Here is a 25,032-nt window from a genome sequence, read left to right on the forward strand (position 1 = left end):
GTCGAAAAAGAAGAAGGAAAAGACAAAGGGCCGGTCCGCATGGCGGTACCGGCCCTTTTTCATCGCCGGCGAACGGGGTTCGCCGCGACAGCGACAGGATTACTGCAGCTTGATTTCGACGTCGACGCCAGCCGGCAGGTCCAGCTTCATCAGTGCGTCGACGGTCTTGTCGGTCGGGTCCACGATATCCATCAGGCGCTGGTGCGTGCGGATTTCGAACTGGTCGCGCGAGGTCTTGTTGACGTGCGGGGAACGCAGCACGTCGAAACGCTGGATGCGGGTCGGCAGCGGGACCGGGCCCTTGACGACGGCACCGGTACGCTTGGCGGTGTCGACGATTTCCAGGGCGGACTGGTCGATCAGTTTGTAGTCGAACGCTTTCAGGCGGATACGGATTTTCTGGTTCGGAGCGGACATGCTAATTCCTTAAAAAAGAACGAACCGGCAACGGGGCCGGCAATCATGTAAAGATACTGCGGGTGCTACGGTACTGCGGAAGGGACGGCAGTATAACATCGAAACGGCGCCCGTTACCGCCATGCTTGCGGTATTTCGGCTGCTGTCATAAAAAAGGGACAGAATCGCTTCTGTCCCTTTCCAGGCGGTCACCGGAGCGAGGCAGTGCCTCGCTCCGGCTTCCCGATATCGCTATCAGGCGATGATCTTGGCAACCACGCCGGCGCCGACGGTACGGCCGCCTTCACGGATCGCGAAACGCAGGCCTTCTTCCATCGCGATCGGGCTGATCAGCTTGACGGTGATCGACACGTTGTCGCCCGGCATGACCATTTCCTTGTCGGCCGGCAGTTCGATCGAACCGGTCACGTCAGTCGTACGGAAGTAGAACTGCGGACGGTAGTTGTTGAAGAACGGGGTGTGACGGCCGCCTTCGTCTTTCGACAGAACGTAGATCTCGCCGGTGAAGTGGTTGTGCGGCTTGATCGAGCCCGGCTTGGCCAGGACCTGGCCGCGCTGGACGTCTTCACGCTTGGTGCCGCGCAGCAGCAGACCGACGTTGTCGCCGGCTTGGCCCTGGTCCAGCAGCTTGCGGAACATTTCCACGCCGGTGCAGGTGGTCTTGACGGTGTCGACGATACCGACGATCTCGATCTCTTCACCGACCTTGATCACGCCACGCTCGACACGGCCGGTCACCACGGTACCGCGGCCCGAGATCGAGAACACGTCTTCCACCGGCATCAGGAAGGTACCGTCGACGGCACGTTCCGGGGTCGGGATGTAGGTGTCCAGTGCTTCGGCCAGGCGGATGATGCACTCTTCGCCCATTTCGCCGGCTGCGCCTTCCAGCGCCATACGTGCCGAACCCTTGATGATCGGCAGGTCGTCGCCCGGGAACTCGTACTTCGAGAGCAGCTCGCGCACTTCCATTTCGACCAGTTCCAGCAGTTCTGCGTCGTCGACCAGGTCGCACTTGTTCAGGAACACGATGATGTACGGAACGCCAACCTGACGCGCCAGCAGGATGTGCTCGCGGGTCTGCGGCATCGGGCCGTCGGCGGCCGAGCACACCAGGATCGCGCCGTCCATCTGGGCGGCACCGGTGATCATGTTCTTGATGTAGTCGGCGTGGCCCGGGCAATCGACGTGCGCGTAGTGGCGGTTCGCGGTTTCGTACTCGACGTGCGCGGTGTTGATGGTGATGCCGCGTGCTTTTTCTTCCGGAGCCGCGTCGATCTGGTCGTAGGCCTTGGCTTCGCCGCCGAATTTCTTCGCCAGGACGGTCGCGATTGCCGCCGTCAGGGTGGTTTTGCCGTGGTCAACGTGACCGATGGTGCCGACGTTCACGTGCGGCTTGGTCCGTTCGAATTTTTCCTTTGCCATTTCATTCTTCCTTTAAGAGACAGCAGTTTCAATATTTGCGGGACAGAGCAGAAGTCATCGCCTTTGCTCTGTCCTCAACTGACTAAGTATTACTTGGCTTTCGCAGTGACGATCGCGTCCATCACGTGCTTCGGCGCTTCAGCATAGTGCTTGAATTCCATCGTGTAGGTCGCGCGGCCCTGGGTTGCCGAACGCAGCACGGTCGAGTAACCGAACATTTCCGACAGCGGGACTTCGGCCTTGATGATCTTGCCGCCGCCGCCCGGGATTTCGTCCATGCCCTGCACCATGCCGCGGCGGGACGACAGGTCGCCCATCACGGTACCGGCGTAGTCTTCCGGCGTTTCCACTTCCACGGCCATCATCGGCTCCAGGATGACCGGGTTGGCCTTGCGGCAGCCGTCCTTGAATGCCATCGAACCGGCCATGCGGAACGCGTTCTCGTTCGAGTCCACGTCGTGGTACGAACCGAAGGTCAGCGTCACCTTGACGTCGACCACCGGGTAGCCGGCCATCACGCCGCTCGACAGGGTCTCGCGCACACCCTTCTCGACCGCCGGGATGAATTCGCGCGGGATCACGCCGCCCTTGATGGCGTCGATGAACTCGAAGCCCTTGCCCGGTTCCTGCGGTTCGATCGACAGCACGGCGTGGCCGTACTGGCCGCGGCCGCCCGACTGCTTGACGAACTTGCCTTCGACGTCCGACACCGACTTGCGGATGGTCTCGCGGTAGGCCACCTGCGGCTTGCCGACGGTCGCTTCCACGCCGAATTCACGCTTCATGCGGTCGACGATGATCTCCAGGTGCAGCTCGCCCATACCACCGATGATGGTCTGGCCCGATTCTTCGTCGGTACGCACGCGGAACGACGGATCTTCCTGCGCCAGGCGGTTCAGCGCCAGGCCCATCTTTTCCTGGTCGGCCTTGGTCTTCGGCTCGACTGCCTGCTGGATCACCGGCTCCGGGAACACCATCTTTTCCAGGGTGATGATCGAGGCCGGATCGCACAGGGTTTCGCCGGTGGTCGCGTCCTTCAGGCCGACGGCGGCGGCGATGTCGCCGGCGCGCACTTCCTTGATCTCTTCACGCTGGTTGGCGTGCATCTGCAGGATACGGCCGAGACGTTCCTTCTTGTTCTTGACCGGGTTGTAGACGGTATCGCCCGACTTGATCATGCCCGAGTACACACGGAAGAAGATCAGCTGGCCGACGAACGGGTCGGTCATGATCTTGAATGCCAGCGCCGAGAATTTCTCGTCGTCCGAAGCCTGGCGGGTGACCGGCTGGTCGTCCTCGTCGGTACCGCTGACCGGCGGAATGTCGACCGGCGACGGCAGGTACTCGATGACCGCGTCCAGCATGGCCTGCACGCCCTTGTTCTTGAAGGCGGTGCCGCACATCATCGGGACGATTTCCGACGCGATGGTACGCTGGCGCAGGGCCGACTTGATCTCTTCTTCCGAGAGGTCGCCTTCTTCCAGGTACTTGTTCATCAGGTCTTCGTTCGCTTCGGCAGCGGTCTCGACCAGCTTCTCGCGCCACTCGTTGGCGGTGTCCACCAGCTCGGCCGGGATGTCGCGGTAGTCGAACTTCATGCCCTGCGACGCGTCGTCCCAGATGATCGCCTTCATCTTGACCAGGTCGACCACGCCCAGGAAGTTCTCTTCGGCGCCGATCGGGATCTGCAGCGGGATCGGGTTGGCCTTCAGGCGCGCGCGCATCTGCTCGTAGACCTTGAAGAAGTTGGCACCGGTACGGTCCATCTTGTTCACGAAGGCCAGACGCGGCACCTTGTACTTGTTGGCCTGGCGCCACACGGTTTCCGACTGCGGCTGCACGCCGCCCACGGCGCAGTAGACCATGCAAGCGCCGTCCAGCACGCGCATCGAACGCTCCACCTCGATGGTGAAGTCGACGTGGCCCGGGGTGTCGATGATGTTGATGTGGTGCGGCTCGAAGTTGTTGGCCATACCCTTCCAGAAGCAGGTCGTCGCTGCCGAGGTAATGGTAATGCCGCGTTCCTGCTCCTGCTCCATCCAGTCCATCGTCGCGGCGCCATCGTGCACTTCGCCGATCTTGTGGTTCACACCGGTGTAGAACAGGACGCGTTCGGTGGTGGTGGTCTTACCGGCGTCGATGTGAGCGGAGATACCGATGTTGCGGTAGCGCTCAATGGGGGTCTTGCGTGCCATAATTTTTCCTAAACTTTGAATGGACAAAACCGAGCAGCATTTTGGATATGAAAATCAAAATGAGCCCGGCCTGAACAACGGATACTGCTGGGACATGCCCACGCAGGGGGAACGCTCCCCCTGGGGTCTGTCCACTTATTAGAAGCGGAAGTGCGAGAACGCCTTGTTCGCTTCAGCCATACGGTGCACCTCGTCACGACGCTTCATCGCGCCGCCGCGGCCTTCCGCCGCTTCCAGCAGCTCGCCACCCAGACGTTGCGGCATGGACTTTTCGCTACGCTTGTTTGCGGCTTCGCGCAACCAACGCATAGACAGGGCCATACGACGGACCGGACGCACTTCCACTGGCACCTGGTAGTTGGCGCCACCGACGCGGCGGGACTTCACCTCGACCATCGGCTTGCAGTTGTTGATCGCGGTCGTGAACACTTCCAGCGGGTCCTTGCCCGACTTCGATTGGATGTGTTCGAACGCACCGTAGATGATGTTCTCTGCGACCGACTTCTTGCCGGACAGCATCAGAACGTTGACGAACTTGGCGACATCGGTGTTGCCGAATTTCGGATCCGGCAGAATCTCGCGCTTGGGTACTTCACGACGACGTGGCATTTCAATTCCTTCCTGTCTTCAGTTGAGTGCGCTTTCCGCACTCGCGAAAGGCCCTCATGGCCCTTCACTTACTCGGCCTTGCGGCCGGCTCAACTCGTTTATCAAGCCAACAATGGCAAATTACTTCTTGGCGGCCTTGGCGCGCTTGGCACCGTACTTCGAACGCGCCTGCTTACGATCCTTGACGCCCTGGGTATCCAGTGCACCGCGGACCATGTGGTAACGCACACCCGGCAAGTCCTTCACACGGCCGCCGCGGATCAGCACGACCGAGTGTTCCTGCAGGTTGTGGCCTTCGCCGCCGATGTACGAAATGACTTCGAAACCGTTGGTCAGGCGAACCTTGGCGACCTTACGCAGCGCCGAGTTCGGCTTCTTCGGGGTCGTCGTGTAGACACGGGTGCAAACACCGCGCTTTTGCGGGCAGTTTTCCAGTGCCGGCGACTTGCTCTTCACAACCGCGGCTTCACGCGGCTTGCGAATCAGTTGATTGATGGTTGGCATCGTTCTTAATCCAACAAAGTTACTACGTTGATGACCCGGCTTTCTACCTTCCGGGGACTGAAACTGGGACTCGCGTCAGTCACATGACAGGCGCCAAAAGCCGCTCACCGATTGGAGCGGCCGATTTGACGTATACGATGTGCAGAATAAATCGAGAACTCGAAAGTATAGACCTGAAGCGCAACTCGGTCAACCGCCATGCCAATCGTGGCGCCCGCCAGCAGCGAAATCATGGTAAACCGCCATGGATTGTGGCAGTGGCGACACAAACCGCCGTCGCCCTATCGTTCCCGTTGTGCATAGGCAATAGCGCTCGACCTAGCAAACCCTGGATAATAGCTGGCCTGCATCCGCCTGCGCCATTCCACCGCCCGATCCGATGTCCCTCCTGCTGCGTCCACGCAATGTCACCGTGCTGCTGAGCTATGTGCTGCTCTCGTGCATGCCTTTCGCCGGCCGCCTGTTCGGCATCGCGGTGGCGCATCCGGGCCAGGTCGCCGGCATCGAACTGCTGGCATGGACCGCCATCTGGGCGTTGTGCAAGCGGCCCGCGTATTTCCACGTGCTGCTGCTGCCGGCCTTCCTGGCGCTGCCGGTCGAGCTGTACCTATACGCCTTCTACGGCCAGGGCATCTCGACCCACCACCTCGGCATCATCGCCGAGACCAGCCCGGCCGAGGCGCTGGAATTTTTGGGCAGCAAGGTATGGCTGATGGCGGCCGCGGCCGCCGGCGTGCTCGGCTGGTTTGCCGCCACCTGGGCCGCGGCATGGCGAACGCGCGACCTGGACTGGGGCGACGTGTCGCGTCCGGTGGTACTGGGTGTGCTCGGTGCGGCGGCGGCGGTGTTCGCCTATGGACTGGCATTCGGCATCGCGCCGCCCTCCCTGGACGCACCGGCCGCGCGCACGGGGGCGCCGGCGCGTGCGTTGCTGGTCAAGGCCCCGGTCGCACCGCCGGCCGCCGGCGTGGCGCAGGCAAGGCTGGCGGCGAGCGCCCCGGTTCCGGCGCCGCCGCGCCCGGCCCTGCCGCCACTGCCGCACTGGGCGCAGTTGCCGTTCGACCTGGATGCGTTCGCCCACTCCTGGCCGTTCGGCCTGATGGCGCGCGGCGTCGACTTCTACAAGGAGCGCGCTTATCTGGCCGACCTGAACCGGCGCAGCGCCGATTTCCGCTTCCACGCCACCTCCGCCCTGCCCGCCGGCGCGCCGCAGGTCGTGGTGATGGTCATCGGCGAATCCTCGCGCTACGACCGCTGGCGCCTGAACGGCTACGCACGCGACACCAACCCGCTGCTGTCGCGCCAGGCCAACCTGGTGCCCTTGTCCGACGTGATCACCTCGGTCTCGGCCACGCGCCTGTCGGTGCCGGTGATCATCTCGCGCAAGCCGGCCACGCAAAGCCTGAAGGATGGCTTTTCCGAAAAATCCTTCATCACCGCCTTCAAGGAGGCCGGCTACAAAACCTTCTGGCTGTCGAACCAGATTTCGTTCGGCAAGTTCGATACGCCGGTCTCCGTGTTCGCCAAGGAAGCCGACGTGGTCGACTTCCTCAACCTGGGCGGCTTCGCCGGCGGCTCGACCTACGACGACGTGCTGTTCCAGCCGCTCGGGCACGCGCTGGCCGACCCGGCGCGCAAGAAACTGATCGTGCTGCACACGCTGGGCAGCCACTGGAACTACAGCCACCGCTACCCGAAGCAGTTCGATACCTGGCTGCCGTCGCTGTACGGTGTCGACAAGCCGGACCAGACCGACCTGCGCATCAAGGTGCCGATGAACAACAGCTACGACAGCGCGATCCTGTACACCGACTGGTTCCTCGACCATGTGGTGGAAACGCTGAAGGCCACGTCCGAGCCGGCGGCGATGCTGTACGTGGCCGACCACGGCCAGACCCTGTACGACGGCAGTTGCAAGCTGGCCTTCCACGGCCACAACACCCAGTACGAATTCCACGTGCCCGCCTTCGCCTGGTATTCGGACGCGTACGCCGCACAGCATCCGGACAAGGTCGAGCAGCTGCGCCGCCACCGCCGCGCCCGGCTCTCCACCGAAAACATGTTCCACACCCTGCTCGACCTGGCCGCCATCCGCCTCCCCGACGAGCGCCCGTCCTGGAGCTTCGCCAACCCCGCCTTCAAGCCCCATAAACGCTACGTCGACAGCTACGGCTGGACCGACTACGACAACGCCGTCGTCAAGGGCGACTGCCACGAAATCATCGCCAAAGGCAAACCCCTCCCGCGCCGCTGACGATCCCCATCAAACCGGGGTCAGAGCCCGATTTTTGGAAAAAGCTTGCGGGCATGTGGCCTCGGCCCAAGTTGGTGTGTTATTCAACAGACATTACTGCACGCTTCTGGGAAGCTGGACCGGTCACCCCTCCACCGATTCCCTTTACCGAAAGCGAGCACGCGATGAAGCGCCCCATCAGCATGACCCTGCTGTGCCTGGCCGTCGGTTGCGCCTGGGCCCAGCAAGGCGACGGCAGCCAGGCCAGCATCCAGGCCAACATCTTCAAGCCGAACAAGGTCGAGCCGACCCCCGAGCGCATGGCCGGCATCAAGGCGCCGGCCGGCTTCACGGTGACGCCGTTCGCCACCGGCCTCAAAAATGCCCGCATCATCGCGGTCGCGCCCAATGGCAACGTCTACGTCAGCCGGCGCGACCAGGGCGACGTGCTGCTGCTGCGCGACGCCAATGGCGACGGCCGCGCCGACGGCGCGCCGGAAATCGTCGCCACCCGCCCCGGCGCGCACGGCCTGGCGATCAGGGACAACAAGCTGTACCTGGCGACGGTGCGCGAACTGTTCGTGGCCGACATCCAGGCCGACGGCCGCCTGGGCGAGCTGAAGCTGCTGGCCGGCGACCTGCCCGACGCCGGCCAGCACGCCAACCGCACCATCGCCTTCGGTCCGGACGGCATGCTGTACATGAGCGTCGGCAGCACCTGCAATACCTGCAACGAGACCAACCAGGAAAACGCCACCATCCTGCGCATAAAACCGGACGGCAGCAGCCGCAGCATCGTCGCCACCGGCCTGCGCAACACCATCGGCTTCGACTGGCAGCCGCAGACCGGGGAATTGTGGGGCTTCGACCACGGCATCGACTTCCTCGGCGACGACGACCAGCCGGAAGAGCTCAACAAGATCGAGACCGGCAAGCAGTACGGCTGGCCGCACGTGTATGCCGACGGCAAGATCTACCCGCAGAGCACCCCGGTCGGCGAGATCAAGAAAGAGGATTGGAAGGCGCACAGCACGCCGATGGTGCTGGGCTACACCGCGCACGCGGCGCCGATGCAGTTCGTGTTCTACCGCAGCGGCGGCACGGCCGGCGCCTTCCCGGCCGACTACCAGGGCGACGCCTTCGTCACCATGCGCGGCTCGTGGAACCGCAAGAAGGCGTCCGGCTACGAGATCGTGCGCGTGCGGTTCCAGGGCGGGCAGGCGAAGTCGATCGAACCCTTCGTCACCGGTTTCCTCACCGAAGGCGGCCAGACCCACATCGCGCGCCCGGTCGGCCTGGCGACGGCGAAGGATGGCGCGCTGCTGATGGCGGACGACGCCAACGGCGTGATCTACCGCATTGCCTATACGGGCAACGCGCGCCGCGCCGCCAGCGAACTGAAGGCGCCGGCCGGCCCGATGCAGCAGCAGGCCAACAAGGGCAGCGGCGTGCCGGTCGCGTTCACCCGCCCGCAGACGCAGTCGCCGGGCAAGCTGACCGTCAGCTCGGCCGGCTTCCGCCAGAACGGCGCGATGCCGGCCAAGTACAGCGAATATGCCGACGGCATCGCGCCGCCGCTGTCCTGGACGGCGGTGGCGAACGCCAAGTCCTACGCCGTGATCATGGAAGACCCGGACGCCAAGCCGATCACGCCGGTGGTGCACTGGCTGGCCTGGAACGTCCCGGCCGCCGTCACCAGCCTGCCCGAGGGCCTGCAGGAGCAGCCGCGCCTGACCGAGCCGGACGGCGTGCTGCAGGGCCGTAACACGCACGGCTCGACCGGCTGGAGCGGCCCGCAGCCGCCGGTGGGCGATGCGCCGCACCACTATCACTTCCAGGTGTATGCGCTCGACAGGATGCTGGACGTGCCCTGGGGCGCGGACCGCGACCAGCTGCTGGAAGCGATGCAGGGGCACGTGCTGGCCAAGGGGGAATTGGTCGGGACGTATGCGCAAAAGCAGAAGCCGCAGAAGTGACAATCGTCGTCCCCGAGCAGGCACACTACTGTCCAAGATAATATTACTGGCCTAAAAACCGTCGTCCCCGCGCAGGCGGGGACCCATGCCGAGCAAAAGAATCCGGTATCCCAGAATTCGGACACTTTGTATGGGTCCGCGCCTGCGCGGGGACGACGGATTCACATGGGGTGACAAATTAGGCTGTATCGAATATTCAGCCACACCTACGCCGCCAAGCCATTCCCCTTCCCACTTGCCCGGGCCAGCAGATCGGCTCCGACCTCCGCATGCCGTTGCCCCGCCATCCACCCGGCCACGCTTGCCGCCTTGGCGCACACTGCCGCCGCAAAGCCATGGTCGGCCAGCAGTGCGACGCCATTGGTCCGCCCCAGCACGCCGGGTGCCAATCGCAGCGCGCCGCCGGCATCGCGCGCCACCCGCCACGGCGCCAGCCGGTGCGCCAGCAGCGGTCCCAGCACCAGGTTGTGCGACGACACCACCACCAGCGCGTGCTGCGACAGTTCGTCCAGCACCGCCGCCGCGGCCGAGACCGATTCCTCGTAGTTGGTGCCGCGGAAAATCTCGTCGACCAGGCAGACCACCGGCCGGCCATCCTGCGCCGCCGCCAGCAGCGCGCGGGCGCGCGCCAGTTCGGCGATGTACAGGCTCTGCCCGCCCAGCAGCGAATCCTCGTTCTGCATGCTGGCAAAGACCGGTAGGGCCGGCAGGCTGGCGCGGCGCGCGTAGCAGAAGCCGAAGGCGCGCGCCGCCGCCAGGTTCAGGCCCAGCATGCGCAGCAAGGTGCTTTTACCCACGCCGTTCTGGCCGGAGATGAAGGCGCCCTTGCCGTCCAGCGCGATCGACAGGCCCATGCCGCCGTCGATCAGCGGATGCACGCCGTCTTCCAGCGCCAGCGCGCGCGCGCCGCTGCGCTGCGCCCAGCACCAGGCGCGGCCGCCCAGGCCGCGCAGGTGCCGCACCAGCGCCAGGTCGGCCTCCAGGTCGGCGCACAGCGAATAGCACTCGCCCAGGAAGTCGCGCCAGGCGAACACGATCCCCAGCGTCTTGTAGAAATGGCGCACGTTGGCCAGCAAGAACCAGTCGCCGTATTCGCGCATGCCCGGCACCTGGCCGCCCAGCATGGACGGCGGCAGGCTGCGGTTGATGCGTCCCGCCGTGGCGCCGCGTCCGTCGAACCCTGCCGTCAGGGAAGGCGCGAAGCCGCCCTGCCCGGCATCCAGCAGCGAGCAGGTGCGCAGCAGCATCTGCAGGGACAGGGTCTTGCGCTGCCATGCGCCGATCGCATCCCCGTGGCGCATCTGGGCCGACACCAGCACGGCCATCACCGCCGCCGTCGACAGCCAGGCCGCCGGCGACACCAGCAGCGCCGCCGCGATCGAGGCGAGCAGGCCCAAGGGCAGCAAGAACCACCAGCGCAGCCACGCGGGCGGCGCCGGCATGCGCTCGCCTGGGTCGAACAGCAGACCCGCCACCTCGCTGTCCGCATGGCGCAGCGAACGCAGCATGCGCTGCAGGCGCGCCGCCGCATCCGGGTCGGCCAGCAGCGCCTCGATGCGCGCGCGCCGGGTGGCGAGGTCCGCTTCGCTGCTGCCGATACGCAGGCGCCGGTACAGCGCCTGGCGCCCGAAGATGCTGACCTCCTCGAACAGGATGGCGCCGTAGCGGTCCAGCAGCAGGTCGCGCCAGGTCTGGTCGTCGAGGCCATCGGCGTCCTGCGCACCGAGGCCGTACAGCCGGGCGATGTCCGCCTCGGAAAACGGCACATCCTGCGGCTCGGGCTCGGCCGGCTTGAGCCAGCCGGCAAGACGGGACAGCACGGGACGCCACGCGCCCAACAAGCGGAAGACGGTCGAACTCATGCGGTGTTCCCGACGCAAGATAATGATGGCAGGAAATGATGTTCGATTTCCAGAATATCAAGCCCCGGACGCGGCCGAATGATGCGTGCCCATCATGCCCATGCCCTCCGCCCGCACCTGTCCGCACCTGTCCGCCCGTGTCCGCACATGCGTTCGCGGACAGGGGAGGACAGCACGTCCACCGCCCATATGCGTGAAAAATCAGGCACTTGGCAATCTGGCACGCTTCCTGCAAATACCGCTGTGTCCACAACCCGACCTTCCCGCCATGATCCGCGACACTTCCCACCAAGACACGGCCATCGCCGCACCGCCGAACGGGCGCTTGAAACGCCACGCTGCCTGGGTCGGCGCCGCCGTCCTGGTGGCCGCGCTGGCCGCCGCACTGCTGTCGAACTGGCGCAGCAGCGACGCCTCGGTCAGCGCCGCGCGCCTGCGCATCGCCGAGGTCACGCGCGGCACGCTGGTGCGCGACGCTTCGGTCAACGGCCGCGTGGTCGCCGCCGTCAGCCCGACGCTGTACGCCAAGGCCGCCGCCACCGTCAATCTGCAGGTGGCCGCCGGCGACACCGTCAAACGGGGCCAGGCGCTGGCGGTGCTGGAATCGCCCGACCTGTCCGACGCCCTCAAGCGCGAGACCTCGACCTACGAGCAATTGAAAGCCGAGGTGGCGCGCCAGCAGATCCTGGCCAGGAAACAGAAGCTGCTGGCGCAGAAGGATGCGGACACCGCCGAGATCGACCGCCTGTCGGCGCAGCGCACGCTGGAGCGCTACGACAGCGTGGCGCAGGTCGGCGTGATCGCCAAGATCGACTACCAGAAGGCGCGCGACGCGCTGCAGTCGGCCGAGATCCGCGCGCGCCACGCGGCCCAGGCGGCGGCGCTGGAAGGCGACGACGTGCAGCTGGCCTTGAAGACCAAGACCAGCGAGCTGGAACGCGCGCGCCTGTCGATGGGCGAGGCCCGGCGCCGCGTCGACGAACTGACGGTGCGCGCGCCGGTGGACGGCTTCATCGGCACCCTGAACGTGCAGAACCGCATGGTGGTGGCCGCCAACGCGCCGCTGATGACGCTGGTCGACCTGTCGAAGCTGGAGGTCGAGCTGGAAGTGCCGGAGACCTACGTGGCCGACATGGGGCTGGGTATGCATGCCGAGATCCAGCTGCCGACCGGCACGGCCACCGGCAAGCTGTCGGCGCTGTCGCCGGAAGTGGTGAAGAACATGGTGCTGGCGCGGGTGCGTTTCGACGGCGAACAGCCGACCGGCCTGCGCCAGAGCCAGCGCCTGACGGCGCGTCTCTTGATCGAGGAAAAGCCGAACGTGCTGATGCTGCAGCGCGGCTCCTTCGTCGAGAACGAAGGCGGACGCTATGCCTACGTGGTGCGCGACGGCATCGCCACCAGAACGCCGGTCCGGCTGGGCGCCACCAGCATCGCCGCGGTGGAGATCCTGTCCGGCCTGAAGGCGGGCGACCGGGTCGTGGTGTCCGGCACCGACGCCTTCGACAAGGCCGAGCGCGTCTCGATCAACCAATAAATCAACTGAAAGGACCGACCATGCTGCGCATGACCAACCTGAGCAAGGTGTACCGCACCCACATGATCGAGACGCACGCGCTGCGCGGCTTCGAGATCGCCGTCGCCCCGGGCGAATTCGTCACCGTCACCGGCCCGTCCGGCTCGGGCAAGACCAGCTTCCTCAACATCGCCGGACTGCTGGAGGAATTCACCGCGGGCGAGTACGTGCTGGACGGCGTCAACGTGAAAGGCCTGGACGACGACGCGCGCTCGCGCCTGCGCAACGAAAAGATCGGCTTCATCTTCCAGGGTTTCAATCTGATCCCGGATTTGAACCTGTTCGACAACGTCGACGTGCCGCTGCGCTACCGCGGCTTCAACGCCGCCGAGCGCCGCGAACGCATCGAGGATGCGCTGGCGCGCGTCGGCCTGGCCTCGCGCATGAAGCATTACCCGGCCGAGCTGTCCGGCGGCCAGCAGCAGCGCGTGGCGATCGCGCGCGCGCTGGCCGGCTCGCCGCGCCTGCTGCTGGCGGACGAACCGACCGGCAACCTGGACACGCAGATGGCGCGCGGCGTGATGGAGCTGCTGGAACAGATCAACGCTGCCGGCACCACGATCCTGATGGTGACCCACGACCCGGAACTGGCGGTGCGCACCACGCGCAACGTCCACATCATCGATGGCCAGGTGTCGGACCTGGTGCGCAAGGGTCCGTCGCTGGCCACCGCCACCGCCACCGTCTGAGGCTGCCGTCATGTTCGCCTACTACTTCAAGCTCGGCGTGCGCAGCCTGCGCCGCAACCGCTTTCTCACCGCGCTGATGGTGCTGACGCTGGCCGTCGGCGTGGCCGCCAGCGTGTCGACGCTGACCATCCTGCACATGATGTCGGGCGATCCGATCCCCGACAAGAGCAGCCGCCTGCTGGTGCCGCAGTTCGACAACGGACCGCTGCAGGACTATACGCCGGGCGTAGACCCGGGCGACATGCAGATGAGCTACATCGACGCATCCAACCTGCTGAAAAGCGGCCAGGGCGAACGGCGCACGGTGGTGTATGGGGTAGCGGCGCCGCTGGAACCGGCGCGCAAGGACCTGCCCGCCCTGAATACCACCGGCATGGGCGTCACGCGCGATTTCTTCGCCATGTTCAACGTGCCGCTGATGCACGGCCAGGCCTGGAGCGAGGCCGACGATGCGCGCGGGGCCGATGTGATGGTGCTCGGCCGCGCGATGGCGGAAAAGCTGTTCGGGAATAGCAACCCCATCGGACAGCGCCTACGCATGATGGGCGCGCCGTTCACCGTGGTCGGCGTGGCCGACAAATGGAATCCACGCCCGCGCTACTACAAGCTGGTCGGCGGCGACACATTCGGCGACGCCGACGATTTCTATATTCCATTTGCCACCGCGATCCGCCACGAAGCCGACCTGAATGGCGGCATCAGCTGCAGCAGCAAGCGCGATCCCGGCTTCGCCAGCCTGCTCGCCTCGGAATGTACCTGGCTGCAATTCTGGTTCGAGACCAGTTCGGCCGACCGCAGCGAACTGCAGTCCTGGCTGGACGGCTATACCGGCGAGCAGCGCAAGCTGGGCCGTTTCAAGCGCAACGCGCCGAACAAGCTGTACGACGTGATGGAGTGGATGGAAAAGCTCAAAATCGTCGGCAACGACAGCAAGCTGTCGGTCTGGCTGGCCTTCGGCTTCCTGGCGCTGTGCCTGGTGAATACCATCGGCCTGTTGCTGGCCAAGTTTTCGGCGCGCGCCGCCGAGATCGGCGTACGGCGCGCACTGGGCGCCTCGCGCCGCGAGATCTTCCGCCAGTTCCTGGTCGAGACCGCCGTGGTGGGCCTGGCCGGCGGCGTGCTCGGCCTGGTCTTGTCGTTCGGTGCGCTGGCGCTGCTCGGCATGCAGGGCAGCAGTACCGCGGCGCTCGCCCGCATGGACTGGCAGATGCTGGGCATGACTTTCGTGCTGTCGGTAGCGGCGGCGCTGCTGGCCGGCCTGCTGCCGACCTGGCGCGCCTGCCAGGTGACGCCGGCCATCCAACTCAAATCGCAATGATCCGTCGAAAGAGAGAACCGTCATGAGCATGGAAATCCGTCCCATCCTGTCGGCGCTGCTGCGCAACAAGACCGGCCCGCTGCTGGTGGCGCTGCAGGTCGCGCTCAGCCTGGCGATCCTGGCCAATGCCCTGTACATCGTCAACGAGCGGCGCGCCGTGGTCGCACGGCCGTCCGGCCTGTCCGACGAACACGCCACCTTCTACATCACCGCACGCACCTTGGACAGCGATGGCCCCGAACAGCGCCTGGCGGCCATCAAGCGCGAGACCGCCATGCTGCGTGCCGTGCCGGGCGTGGCGTCGGTGGCGCAAGTGTCGCAGATGCCGTTGTCGCGGCGTGGCTGGAACAGCAGCGTCATGCTCGACCGCCGCCAGGAACGCCAGAGCGCACTGGCCTCGATGTACATCTCGGGCGATTCCGTCATCGAGACCTTCGGCCTGCGCCTTGTCGAAGGACGCGATTTCCTGCCGCAGGAACGGGTCGACATCAACGAGCTGGCGGACCGCGACCAGCCTCCGCAGGTCATCGTTACCAAGGTGCTGGCCGACAAACTCTGGCCCGGGGCGTCCGCAATCGGCAAGGCCATGTATTTCGGCCGCGGCGAGGAAGCCACCCCCATGCGGGTGGTCGGCGTGATAGAACGCCTGCAGACGCAAAGTGCCCAGATAGACGAGAACGGCGAGCTGTCGGTCCTGATCCCGGCGCGCCTGTACGGCGGCAACACCACCCTGTATGCGATCCGCACCGAGCCGGGCCAACGCGAGCGCGTGATGAAGGAAGCGGAAAGAACATTGCGCGCTGCTTCGGCCACGCCGATGATCCTGGAATCCACCACCGTCGACCGCGACCGCAAGGACCGCTACCGCAGCGACGTCGCACTGCAATGGATGCTGGTCGCCGTCAGCCTGCTGCTGCTCCTGATCACCTGCTCGGGCATCGTCGGCATGGCCAGCCTGTGGGTCACGCAGCGCCGCAAGCAGATCGGCGTGCGGCGCGCGCTCGGTGCGCGCAAGATCGATATCCTGCGCTACTTCATCGCCGAGAACCTCGTCATCACCAGCGCCGGCGTGTTCGGCGGCGCTGCCCTCGGGCTGGCGCTGAACCAGCTGTTGGTCAGCAAGCTGGAAATGGCGCGCCTGCCGGCCGGCTACCTCATCGGCGGCGCCCTGCTGTTCTGGCTGCTGGGCGTGCTGGCCGCCTGGGGGCCGGCGGCGCGCGCCGCCGCCATCTCGCCGGCCACGGCCACGCGCAGCGTCTGAATACGGTGTTAAGCTATTGTCATGCCCACCGTACTGATCATCGATGACAACGCCGCCGTCGGGCTCGCGCTCGACGTGCTGTTCTCGCTGCACGACATCGCCGCCCTGCACGCGGCCTCGCCCGACGAAGGCCTGGCGCTGCTGGAACGCGAGGACGTCGACCTGGTGATCCAGGACATGAATTTTACGGCGGATACGACCTCGGGCGAGGAAGGGGTGGCGCTGTTCCGCGCCATCCGCGCGCGTCACCCGGACTTGCCGGTGATCCTGCTGACCGCCTGGACCCACCTGGACGCGGCCGTCGATTTGATCAAGGCCGGGGCCGCCGACTATCTGCCCAAGCCGTGGAACGACGAGCGGCTGCTGTCGACGGTAACCAACCTGATCGAGCTGGGCCAGGCCAACCGCGCGCTGAACCGGCGCCTGCGCCAGGAACGGCGCGCGCGGCGCGAACTGGAGCAGGGTTTCGACCTGCGCGGCCTGGTGTGGGCCGACCCGGCCACCGAGCGCGTGTTGCACCTGGCCTGCCAGGTGGCGCGCGCCGACGTGCCGGTCCTGATCACCGGGCCCAACGGCAGCGGCAAGGAGCGCATCGCCGAGATCATCCAGGCCAATTCGGCGGTGGCGAACGGCCCCTTCGTGGTGCTCAACTGCGGCGCCCTGCCCTCGGAACTGATCGAGGCGGAACTGTTCGGCGCCGAGGCCGGCGCCTACACCGGCGCCATCCGCGCGCGCGAGGGCAAGTTCGAGGCGGCCGATGGCGGCACCCTGTTCCTCGACGAGATCGGCAACCTGCCGCCGGCCGGGCAGATGAAGCTGCTGCGCGTGCTGGAAACCGGCCGCTTCGAGCGGCTCGGCGCGAACCGCGAGCGGCAGGTGAAGGTGCGCGTGATCAGCGCCACCAACGCCGACCTGCACGCCATGATCCGCAGCGGCGGCTTCCGCGAAGATTTGTTCTATCGCCTGAACGTGATCGAGCTGAAGCTGCCGGCGCTGGCGGCGCGCCCGGGCGACATCCTGCCGCTGGCGCAGGCCCTGCTGGCGCCGGATAAAACCCTGCATGCGGACGCCGAACGCGCACTGCTGGCACATGCCTGGCCCGGCAACGTGCGCGAATTGAAAAACGTGATGGCGCGCGCCGGCCTGCTGGCGCAGGGCGCCGTGATCCGCGCGGCCGACCTCGGGCTGCCGCCGGCGGCCGGCGCGGCGCCCGCCACCGCCGGATCCGGCGCGGGCGGCTCCACTGCCGGCGCCGGGCTGGATGCCGAACCCGACCGCGAAGCCATCGCGGCGGCGCTGGCGCGCGCCGGCGGCGTGGTGGCGCAGGCCGCGGCCGAACTGGGCCTGTCGCGCCAGGCGCTGTACCGGCGCATGGAACGGCTCGGCATCGCACGCGCGGCATGAACGCGCGCCGCGACGCTGGCGACAGCGAACCTGCGGGCGGCGACAGGGAAACAGGCGCCGGCGCACGCGCAAGCGCCAACGCCCGGTCGAGCGATAGCGGGACCACGAACCGCGCCGGAAACGCGGGCGACGATAGCAGCCTGCCACCGGGCGGCTCGCAAGCAGGCAGCCCGCAGCGCGACGCCGGGCGGCGCAAGGGTCTGCGCCTTTCCCTGGCCACGCGCTGGTCGGCCCTGGTCGGCACGCTGCTCGCGCTCGGCATCGTCATCGCCTTGACGCTCGACCGCCTGCTGCCGGGACGCACGCCGCTAGTGCTCGGCCTCTCGCTGCTGTGCGTGGTGCCGATCGCGCTGATCACGCTGCGCGCCCAGATCCAGCCGATCCTGTCGCTGCTGCGCGCGCTGGAAGGCACCGTGGCCAGCTACCGCGACGGCGATTTCTCGTTCGGCCTGCACTGGCCGCAGAACGACGAACTGGCCGACCTGGTGCGCGCCCACAATGCGCTCGGCGACGTGCTGCGCGCGCAGCGCCTCGACCTGGTCCAGCGCGAATTGCTGCTCGACACCATGGTGCAGAACACGCCGGTGGCCATGCTGCTGGTGGCCGAACCTGTCGGCGAACGTACCCAGCGCACCATCGTCTACGCCAACCTGGCGGCGCGCCAGCTGCTCTCGCACGGCGCCAGGCTGGAGGGATACGCGCTGCAGGAAGTGCTGCAGGGCGCGGCGCCGGCCCTGGTCGAGGCGCTGGCGCGCGGCGGCGACGGCCTGTTCTCGGCCGGAGAGGGAGAAGACGAAGAGGTGTACCACCTGGCGCGCCGCCAGTTCAGCCTGAACGGCCGGCGCCACGAACTGCTGCTGCTGCGCCAGCTGACCGCGGAGTTGCGGCGCCAGGAAGTGCAGACCTGGAAAAAGGTCATCCGCGTGATCAGCCACGAGTTGAACAATTCGCTGGCGCCGCTGGCCTCGCTCGCCCATTCCGGCGCCCAGCTGGTGCAGCGCGGCCAGACCGAACGCTTGCCGCAGATCCTGGCCACCATCGGCGAGCGCACGCGCCACCTGGAGAGTTTCATTCTCGGCTATGCGCGCTTCGCCAAGCTGCCGGCGCCGCGCCTGGAAGCCTGCCGCTGGGACGCGCTGGTGGCGCGCCTGGCGGCCCAGGTGGACTTCCGGCTGGCGGCGCCGCTGCCGGACGAAGCGGCGCGCATCGACGTCGCCCAGATGGAGCAGGCGCTATTGAACCTGCTGAAGAACGCCCACGAATCCGGCTCGCGTCCCGAAGACATCGAACTGCAGGTGCGGCGCGTGCCCGATCCGCTCAAGGAGATCACGCGCATCGACGTGCTCGACCGCGGCAGCGGCATGAGCGAAGCGGTGCTGACCAATGCGCTGGTGCCGTTCTATTCCACCAAGCGCAGCGGCACCGGCCTGGGACTGGCGCTGGCGCGCGAGATCGCCGAGGCGCATGGGGGGCGCATCATGCTGTCCAACCGCGAGGGCGGCGGATTGGCGGTCACGCTGATTTTGTAGGGTGGACGGCTTCGCCGTCCACGCGTTCAACGCACGCATGCATCGGTTGGACGCGTGGAGTGAGTCGGGCTAGATGCCCGACGAACGAGCCGTCCACCCTACCGCCGATCGAGAATTACCCCATCAACTTGTCGAGCGTGATCGGCAGGTCGCGCACCCGCTTGCCGCAGGCGTTGTAGATGGCGTTGGCGATCGCCGCGGCGGTGCCGGTGATGCCGATCTCGCCGATGCCGTGCGCCCCCATTGGCGCGTGCGGGTCGGGGATGTCGGTCCAGAGTACCTCGATCTCGGGCACGTCCAGGTGTACCGGCACGTGGTACTCGGCCAGGCTCGGGTTCATGATGCGGCCGTTGCGCTCGTCGAACTGCGTCTCTTCCATCAGCGCCATGCCCATGCCCATGATCATGCCGCCGCGGAACTGGCTCGTCGCCGTCTTCGGGTTGATGATGCGCCCGCAATCGTAGGAGCCCAGCAGGCGCGTCACGCGCGGCTCGCCGGTGACGGCGTTCACGCGCGCCTCGCAGAAGATGGCGCCGAACGAGTGCATCGACCAGTGCTGGGTTTCCAGCGGCGGCGGCGCGCTGCCCTCGGCCGCCAGTTCGTCGCGCCCGGCGCGCGCCAGCAGCGCCGTGTAGCTGTCGAAACGCTGCGGGTCGTCGATGCCGGCCAGGCCGCCGTCGCGCGCGCGCACCTGGTCCGGCTTCAAGCCGTGCAGCGGCGATCCCTTGTCCGCCAGCTTCAGCAGCTCGGCCACCAGTTCACGGTGCGCCGCCATCACCGACATGCCGACCGAGGCCGTCTGCTGCGAGCCGCCGGCCAGGATCACGCCGGGCAGGGACGAATCGCCATAGGCCACGCTGACTTGTTCCGGCGCCAGGCCGAGGCGGTCCGCCACCACGATCACGTGGGTGGTGGCGGTGCCCATGCCCATCTCGTGGGCCGCCACGTCGACATGGGCGCGGCCGTCCCGGTGCAGGGTGATGCGCGCGGCGCCGCCCGGCATGCGGTAGTACGGATAGGTTGCGGTGGCGCAGCCGACGCCGACCAGCCACTCCTCGCCATCCTCGACCACGGTGCGCGTGCCCGGCCGGGCGGCGCGTTCCTTCCAGCCGAAGCGCTCGGCGCCGGCGCGGTAGGCCTCGACCAGGTGGCGCGACGAGAACGGCGTGCCGGTGGTCGGGTCCTTGGACGGCTCGTTGCGCACGCGCAGCTCGACCGGATCGGCACCCAGCTGCGTCGCCAGCTCGTCCACCGCCGATTCCAGCGCGAAGGTGCCGACCGCTTCGCCCGGCGCGCGCATGAAGGTGTTGGCCAGCATGTCCATCTGCGCCGTCTCCACGTCCAGCTTGAAGCTGCCGGCGGCGTAGGTACAGCGCGCCGGCATGACGAAGGGTTCCGGCATGGCGTTGTTAGGGCTCATGATCGACAAGCCGGTATGGATCAGCGCCTCGAAGCGCCCGTCCGCACGGGCGCCGATGGCCACGCGCTGCTCGGTCAGCGTGCGTCCGCCCACCACGCGGTACACGCCCTCGCGCGACAGCATGATGCGCACCGGGCGCCCGGCCAGTTTCGATGCCGCCGCCGCCAGCACCTGGTGCTGCCACAGCGCCTTGCCGCCGAAGCCGCCGCCGACGAAGGGCGAGGTCACGTGCACCTGTTCCTCCTCGATGCCGAACGCCTGCGCCATCGACCAGGCCGTGTGCGCCACCGCCTGGGTGGCGTCGTGCAGGCGCAGCATGTCGCCGTCCCAGAACACGGTGGCGGCGTGCGGCTCGATCGCGTTGTGGTTGTAGCGCGGGGTGCGGTAGACGGCGTCGACCCGGTACGGCGCCGCCGCCAGCGCCGCCTCGGCGTCGCCGATTTCCAGCTTGAGCGGCTCGCCCTGGAAGCTGCCTGGCTCGGTACCCTGCGCCCTGGCGGCGGCCAGCGAAGTCACCGCCGGCGCGGCCTCGTAGGCGGCGTCGACCAGCGAGGCGGCGTGGTCGGCCTGCTCCTGGGTCTCGGCCAGCACCAGCGCGATCGGCTGGCCGTTCCAGTGGACGGCGTCGTCCTGGAACACCGGCAGATTGTCGCCCCCGGCCGCCTTCGGCTTGGTGAGGAACATCGGCACCGGCTTCATCTTCGGCGCGTTGCGGTGGCTCATCACCAGCACCACGCCGGGCGCGCCTTCCGCCGCCGCGGTATCGAGGCTGGCGATGCGCCCTTTGGGCACGGTGGCGTAGGCCAGCGCCGCGTACACCATGCGCTCCAGCGGGATCTCGGCGGCGAAGCGCGCCTGGCCCTTTACCTTGTCGGCGCCGTCGACACGCGCGCGCGGCGTGCCGATCGCGCCGTCGCGCCGTTCGACCAGCGGGTCCGGCGTGCCGCCCGGCACCCAGGCGTCGGGCGCCAGCTCGGCCACCTTCTTCATGACTTTCTGTGCTGTTTCCTGGACGATGTTCATGGCTGCTCTCCCTTGTTTGCTGCCTTCGCTGCCGCGCCGGCCAGGCCGCGCACGACCGCGACCATGGTGCGCTGCGCCAGTTCGATCTTGAAGCCGTTGTCGCGCAGCGCCTGCGCCCCGGCCAGCTCGGCCGCGGCGGCGGCGCGCAGGGCGTCGTCGGTGAGCGGCTTGCCCTTGAGCGCGGCTTCCGCCTTCCAGGCGCGCCACGGTTTATGGGCGACCCCGCCCAGCGCCAGGCGCACGTCCTTGACGATGCCGTCCTCGAGGTCGAGCGCGGCCGCCACCGACACCAGCGCGAACGCATAGCTGGAACGGTCGCGCACCTTGCGGTAGGTGGAGTGCGCGGCGAACGGCAGCGCCGGCAGCTCGACGGCGGTGATCAGCTCACCCGGCGCCAGCACCGTGTCGCGTTCCGGATGGTCTTCCGGCAGGCGGTGCAGGTCGGTGAGCGGCAGCGTGCGCGTGCCGCCCGCGCCCTGCAGGTGCACGATCGCATCCAGCGCGGCCAGCGCCACGCACATGTCGGACGGATGGGTGGCCACGCAGGAAGGCGACGCGCCCAGCACCGCGTGGATGCGGTTGAAACCGTCGACGGCGTCGCAGCCCTGCCCCGGCGTGCGCTTGTTGCAGCGGGAACCGTCGTTGTCGTAGAAATAGGTGCAGCGGGTGCGCTGCAGGATGTTGCCGCCGACCGTCGCCATGTTGCGGATCTGGCCCGAGGCGCCGGCCATGATGGCGCGCGCCAGCAGCGGATAGCGGGTGCGCACCGCACGGTGCTCGGCCAGCGCGGTGTTGGTGGCGGCGGCGCCGACCAGCAGGCTGCCGTCCGCACGCTCCTCGATGTCTCTGCTCAAGCCGCTGACGTCGACCAGCGCGCTCGGGCGCGCCACGGTCTCGCGCAGCAAATCGACCAGGTTGGTGCCGCCGCCCAGGTAGGCCGCCTGCGCCTGGGCGCCGAGGCGCACCGCTTCCAGCGCATCCTGGGCGCGCGCATAGGTGAACGGAATCATGGCGCCTCCTTGCCGTGGTGTTCGACGATCGCGGCGGCGATGCCGTTATAGGCGCCGCAGCGGCACAGGTTGCCGCTCATGCGCTCGCGCAGCTCGTCGTGGCTGAGGGCGATCGATGGCGCAGCCAGGTCGCCGGTGACGTAGCTGGGCACGCCGCGCCGCAGCTCGGCCTGCATGCCGATGGCGGAACAGATCTGCCCCGGCGTGCAGTAGCCGCACTGGAAGCCGTCGTGCTCGACGAAGGCTTGCTGCAACGGATGCAATGCGCCGTCCGCCGCCAGGCCTTCGACCGTGGTGACGGCGTGGCCGGCGTACTGCACCGCCAGCGCCATGCACGACAGGATGCGGCGGTCGCCGTCCACCAGCACGGTGCAGGCGCCGCAGGCGCCCTGGTTGCAGCCCTTCTTGGTGCCGGACAGGTGCAGGTGTTCGCGCAGCAGGTCGAGCAGGGAGACGCGCGGGTCTGCCGGCACGGGCGTGTCGGCGCCGTTGATGTTGATGGTCATGGACATGAAGGACATCCTTTCTGGGGATTCATGGGGTGGCCGTCCCGGATACGGTTGGACCATGCGCGGCGCAGGAAGTCGCGGCGGCGGCGCCCGGGTTGGCGTTCGATCAAGTCTGCCATCATCCGCGCCACGGCTGCGCGCGTTTGGTAAGATGCCGCCATGTCCGCACCGCCCGATCCCCGCTTTTCCCAGCCCGGCCACCCGCCCGCCACCATCACCGAATTCGAGGGCGTGCGCTCGCTCCACCTCGGCACCTCCTGGGTGCAGGGCGCGATGCGCCTGGCGCGCCCGGACGCGATCGAGCTGGAGTACGTGCAGATGATGATGATGTGGATGCTGTTCGTGCGCGCGCCGCGCCGCATCGTCCAGCTCGGCCTGGGCAGCGCCGCGCTGACCAAGTTCTGCTACCGGCGCTTTCCGGACGCGCATGTGACGGCGGCCGAGCTGAACCCGAACGTGATCGCGATCTGCCGCGAGCGCTTCGGCCTGCCGCCCGACGACGCGCGCCTGCAGGTGCGCGAGATGGATGCGCTCGACTTCGTGATGGACCCGCTCAACCACGGCACGGTCGACGTGCTGCAGGTGGATTTGTATGACGAGGAGGCGCGCGGCCCGGTGCTGGACACCCCCGAGTTTTACCGGGCCTGCGCCGACTGCCTGGCAGACGGCGGCGTGATGACCGCCAATGTGTTCGGCGAGTTCGGCAACTACGACAAGAACCTGCAGGCGATGGAGGAAGCCTTCGACGCCGTGGTGTGGCTGCCCGAGGTGCACGACGCCAACATCGTCGTGGTCGCCTTCAAGGAAGCGCCGCAACTGGATTTTTCCGAGCTGTACGAGCGCGCCGCCGACATCCGGCGGCGCCACAACCTGCCGGCCAAGAACTGGGTCAACGGGCTGAAGGAATGGATGCGCGACCACGCGGGGTGACGGCGTCGGCGGGCGCCGCTTCGCCTTGTGTCCCTTCCTCCTGCGTGCCTTCTTCCTGCGCCGTGCGTTCGGCGGCATCGGCGGCGGCCAGCGCCGTATCGACGTCCTGCATCGCCTGGACGATGGCTTGCTGCTGCGCGCGCTGCTGGTACCCCTTGTAGGCGGGAATCGCGACCGCCGCGAACAAGGCGATGACGAACACCGGCACCACCGCGCCGGCGCCGCCGCCGACGCCCATGCGCGGCACGCACAGCGCCAGCAGGCCGGCCAGCTTGTTGCGCGCCGGCTGGCGCAGTTCGTGTCCGGCCGCCAGCGCGCGCACCGCCGCCATGCGCTTGACCAGCCACGGGTAATCGTTCACCAGTTCGTGGAAGGACATCCAGAAGCCCTCGGTCTGGCGCGCCTGCTCGACGTAGGCGCGGTGGTTCATCGCCCGGGCGCGCTTGCCGCCGGCCGCCAGCACCGCCAGGCCGTGTTCGGCGTTGCGCGGATCGTCGCAGGCCGCCAGGCCGTGGCGGTCGCAGGTGTACTCGCGGGCGCGCGCATAGGCCGCGCCGATCAGCGGCAGCGCGGTGGCCGGCATCAGCACCGTGGCCCAGTGCAGGTGCTTGCGCTTGATGTGGCCGATCTCGTGGCCGATATAGAAATTCAGCGCGTCCGGATTGTCCGCCAGGCCATCGACCACGTCCGAATACAGCACCAGGAAATCGCGTCCGAGGAAGCGGGTGGCGAAGGCGTTCAGCATGCCGCCCATCTGCAGCAGGTAGGCTTGCGGTTCCTCGTCCAGGCCGAGCTTGCGGCAGCAGCCCGCGATCTGGCGCTTCAGGTCGGGGAACTGTTCTTCGGTGATGCGCACGCCGTTGCCCTTGATGTAGGAGATCAGCGCCGATTGCACGAAGCAGTAGAGCAGGAAGGCGAACAGCGCATAGACCAGGGCCAGGCCGACGGTCAGGACCAGTACCGCGCCCCAGACCAGCAACGACCACGCCAGCATCAGCTTGAACAGTTTTCTTTCGTTGTCGTACACCAGGTTCATGACCGTCCGCTCCATTGTTGTCAGGGAAGACTGCACATATACATGCACTTTCCTGATAGCAACAACAGCACTGCCTGGGTTTCCGTCGCCGTCCTGGCACAGCGCA

General features: G+C 67.2%; 19 protein-coding genes. 9 read left to right on the top strand and 10 right to left on the bottom strand.

Annotated elements, in window-relative coordinates:
* Nucleotides 1-99: 99 nt before the first annotated feature.
* From rpsJ to rpsL, 5 genes are all read right to left on the bottom strand, one after another.
* Nucleotides 100-417, bottom strand: coding sequence for a 30S ribosomal protein S10 (gene rpsJ / locus HH212_RS06395; RefSeq protein ID WP_005663509.1), 318 nt, complete (start codon nucleotides 415-417; stop codon nucleotides 100-102).
* A gap of 234 nt (nucleotides 418-651) precedes the next feature.
* A complete protein-coding gene (tuf, locus tag HH212_RS06400) occupies nucleotides 652-1,842 on the bottom strand; it encodes an elongation factor Tu (RefSeq protein WP_169434656.1) in 1,191 nt (396 codons plus the stop codon).
* A gap of 89 nt (nucleotides 1,843-1,931) precedes the next feature.
* The gene (gene fusA, locus HH212_RS06405) at nucleotides 1,932-4,037 is read right to left on the bottom strand and encodes an elongation factor G (protein ID WP_169434657.1); all 2,106 of its coding nucleotides are present in this window, start codon (nucleotides 4,035-4,037) and stop codon (nucleotides 1,932-1,934) included.
* Between the two features lie 138 nt (nucleotides 4,038-4,175).
* A complete protein-coding gene (gene rpsG, locus HH212_RS06410) occupies nucleotides 4,176-4,646 on the bottom strand; it encodes a 30S ribosomal protein S7 (protein WP_169434658.1) in 471 nt (156 codons plus the stop codon).
* A 120-nt stretch (nucleotides 4,647-4,766) separates the two neighbouring features.
* The gene (gene rpsL, locus HH212_RS06415) at nucleotides 4,767-5,150 is read right to left on the bottom strand and encodes a 30S ribosomal protein S12 (RefSeq protein ID WP_036240557.1); all 384 of its coding nucleotides are present in this window, start codon (nucleotides 5,148-5,150) and stop codon (nucleotides 4,767-4,769) included.
* Between the two features lie 379 nt (nucleotides 5,151-5,529).
* Here rpsL and HH212_RS06420 point away from each other — a divergent pair, with 379 nt between their 5' ends.
* Together HH212_RS06420 and HH212_RS06425 are read left to right on the top strand one after the other, a co-directional pair.
* The gene (locus HH212_RS06420; RefSeq protein ID WP_169434659.1) at nucleotides 5,530-7,404 is read left to right on the top strand and encodes a phosphoethanolamine transferase; all 1,875 of its coding nucleotides are present in this window, start codon (nucleotides 5,530-5,532) and stop codon (nucleotides 7,402-7,404) included.
* A 164-nt stretch (nucleotides 7,405-7,568) separates the two neighbouring features.
* Nucleotides 7,569-9,359 carry a YbhB/YbcL family Raf kinase inhibitor-like protein gene (locus tag HH212_RS06425; RefSeq protein WP_169434660.1) on the top strand — a complete coding sequence of 597 codons (1,791 nt, stop codon included), beginning with the start codon at nucleotides 7,569-7,571 and terminating at the stop codon, nucleotides 9,357-9,359.
* A 206-nt stretch (nucleotides 9,360-9,565) separates the two neighbouring features.
* On the opposite strand, the gene HH212_RS06430 is transcribed toward HH212_RS06425, so the two are convergent.
* Nucleotides 9,566-11,221: a MutS-related protein gene (locus HH212_RS06430; RefSeq protein ID WP_169434661.1), complete on the bottom strand. Its 1,656-nt coding sequence runs from the start codon at nucleotides 11,219-11,221 to the stop codon at nucleotides 9,566-9,568.
* Nucleotides 11,222-11,546: 325 nt separating this feature from the next.
* On the opposite strand from HH212_RS06430, the gene HH212_RS06435 reads away from it, so the two are divergent.
* Genes HH212_RS06435 through HH212_RS06460 form a run of 6 tightly spaced genes read left to right on the top strand, consistent with a single transcriptional unit; the run spans nucleotide 11,547 to nucleotide 18,998 of the window.
* Nucleotides 11,547-12,758, top strand: coding sequence for an efflux RND transporter periplasmic adaptor subunit (locus HH212_RS06435; RefSeq protein ID WP_229217600.1), 1,212 nt, complete (start codon nucleotides 11,547-11,549; stop codon nucleotides 12,756-12,758).
* A gap of 20 nt (nucleotides 12,759-12,778) precedes the next feature.
* Nucleotides 12,779-13,486 carry an ABC transporter ATP-binding protein gene (locus HH212_RS06440; protein ID WP_169434663.1) on the top strand — a complete coding sequence of 236 codons (708 nt, stop codon included), beginning with the start codon at nucleotides 12,779-12,781 and terminating at the stop codon, nucleotides 13,484-13,486.
* Between the two features lie 10 nt (nucleotides 13,487-13,496).
* Complete coding sequence (locus HH212_RS06445) at nucleotides 13,497-14,804, top strand: ABC transporter permease (protein ID WP_169434664.1); 1,308 nt, start codon at nucleotides 13,497-13,499, stop codon at nucleotides 14,802-14,804.
* 22 nt (nucleotides 14,805-14,826) lie between these two features.
* Nucleotides 14,827-16,065, top strand: coding sequence for an ABC transporter permease (locus tag HH212_RS06450; protein WP_229217601.1), 1,239 nt, complete (start codon nucleotides 14,827-14,829; stop codon nucleotides 16,063-16,065).
* A 21-nt stretch (nucleotides 16,066-16,086) separates the two neighbouring features.
* On the top strand, nucleotides 16,087-17,469 hold the full coding sequence (locus tag HH212_RS06455) for a sigma-54-dependent transcriptional regulator (protein WP_169434665.1): 1,383 nt from the start codon (nucleotides 16,087-16,089) through the stop codon (nucleotides 17,467-17,469).
* On the top strand, nucleotides 17,466-18,998 hold the full coding sequence (locus tag HH212_RS06460) for a sensor histidine kinase (protein WP_229217602.1): 1,533 nt from the start codon (nucleotides 17,466-17,468) through the stop codon (nucleotides 18,996-18,998). The genes HH212_RS06455 and HH212_RS06460 overlap by 4 nt, the downstream gene beginning before the upstream one ends.
* Before the next feature lie 115 nt (nucleotides 18,999-19,113).
* On the opposite strand, the gene HH212_RS06465 is transcribed toward HH212_RS06460, so the two are convergent.
* The 3 genes from HH212_RS06465 to HH212_RS06475 are packed head-to-tail and all read right to left on the bottom strand — an operon-like array spanning nucleotide 19,114 to nucleotide 22,963.
* Nucleotides 19,114-21,441: a xanthine dehydrogenase family protein molybdopterin-binding subunit gene (locus tag HH212_RS06465; protein ID WP_211172462.1), complete on the bottom strand. Its 2,328-nt coding sequence runs from the start codon at nucleotides 21,439-21,441 to the stop codon at nucleotides 19,114-19,116.
* Nucleotides 21,438-22,451: an FAD binding domain-containing protein gene (locus tag HH212_RS06470; protein WP_169434666.1), complete on the bottom strand. Its 1,014-nt coding sequence runs from the start codon at nucleotides 22,449-22,451 to the stop codon at nucleotides 21,438-21,440. Before HH212_RS06470 ends, HH212_RS06465 begins: the two co-directional genes overlap by 4 nt.
* The gene (locus tag HH212_RS06475) at nucleotides 22,448-22,963 is read right to left on the bottom strand and encodes a 2Fe-2S iron-sulfur cluster-binding protein (RefSeq protein ID WP_229217603.1); all 516 of its coding nucleotides are present in this window, start codon (nucleotides 22,961-22,963) and stop codon (nucleotides 22,448-22,450) included. Before HH212_RS06475 ends, HH212_RS06470 begins: the two co-directional genes overlap by 4 nt.
* A gap of 156 nt (nucleotides 22,964-23,119) precedes the next feature.
* On the opposite strand from HH212_RS06475, the gene HH212_RS06480 reads away from it, so the two are divergent.
* Complete coding sequence (locus tag HH212_RS06480; protein WP_169434667.1) at nucleotides 23,120-23,890, top strand: spermine/spermidine synthase domain-containing protein; 771 nt, start codon at nucleotides 23,120-23,122, stop codon at nucleotides 23,888-23,890.
* Here the strand turns inward: HH212_RS06480 and HH212_RS06485 are convergent.
* Nucleotides 23,850-24,926 carry a M48 family metallopeptidase gene (locus HH212_RS06485; RefSeq protein ID WP_169434668.1) on the bottom strand — a complete coding sequence of 359 codons (1,077 nt, stop codon included), beginning with the start codon at nucleotides 24,924-24,926 and terminating at the stop codon, nucleotides 23,850-23,852. The genes HH212_RS06480 and HH212_RS06485 overlap by 41 nt on opposite strands.
* Nucleotides 24,927-25,032 lie beyond the last annotated feature (106 nt).

The sequence above is a fragment of the Massilia forsythiae genome (assembly GCF_012849555.1).
Taxonomy (GTDB): domain Bacteria; phylum Pseudomonadota; class Gammaproteobacteria; order Burkholderiales; family Burkholderiaceae_D; genus Telluria; species Telluria forsythiae.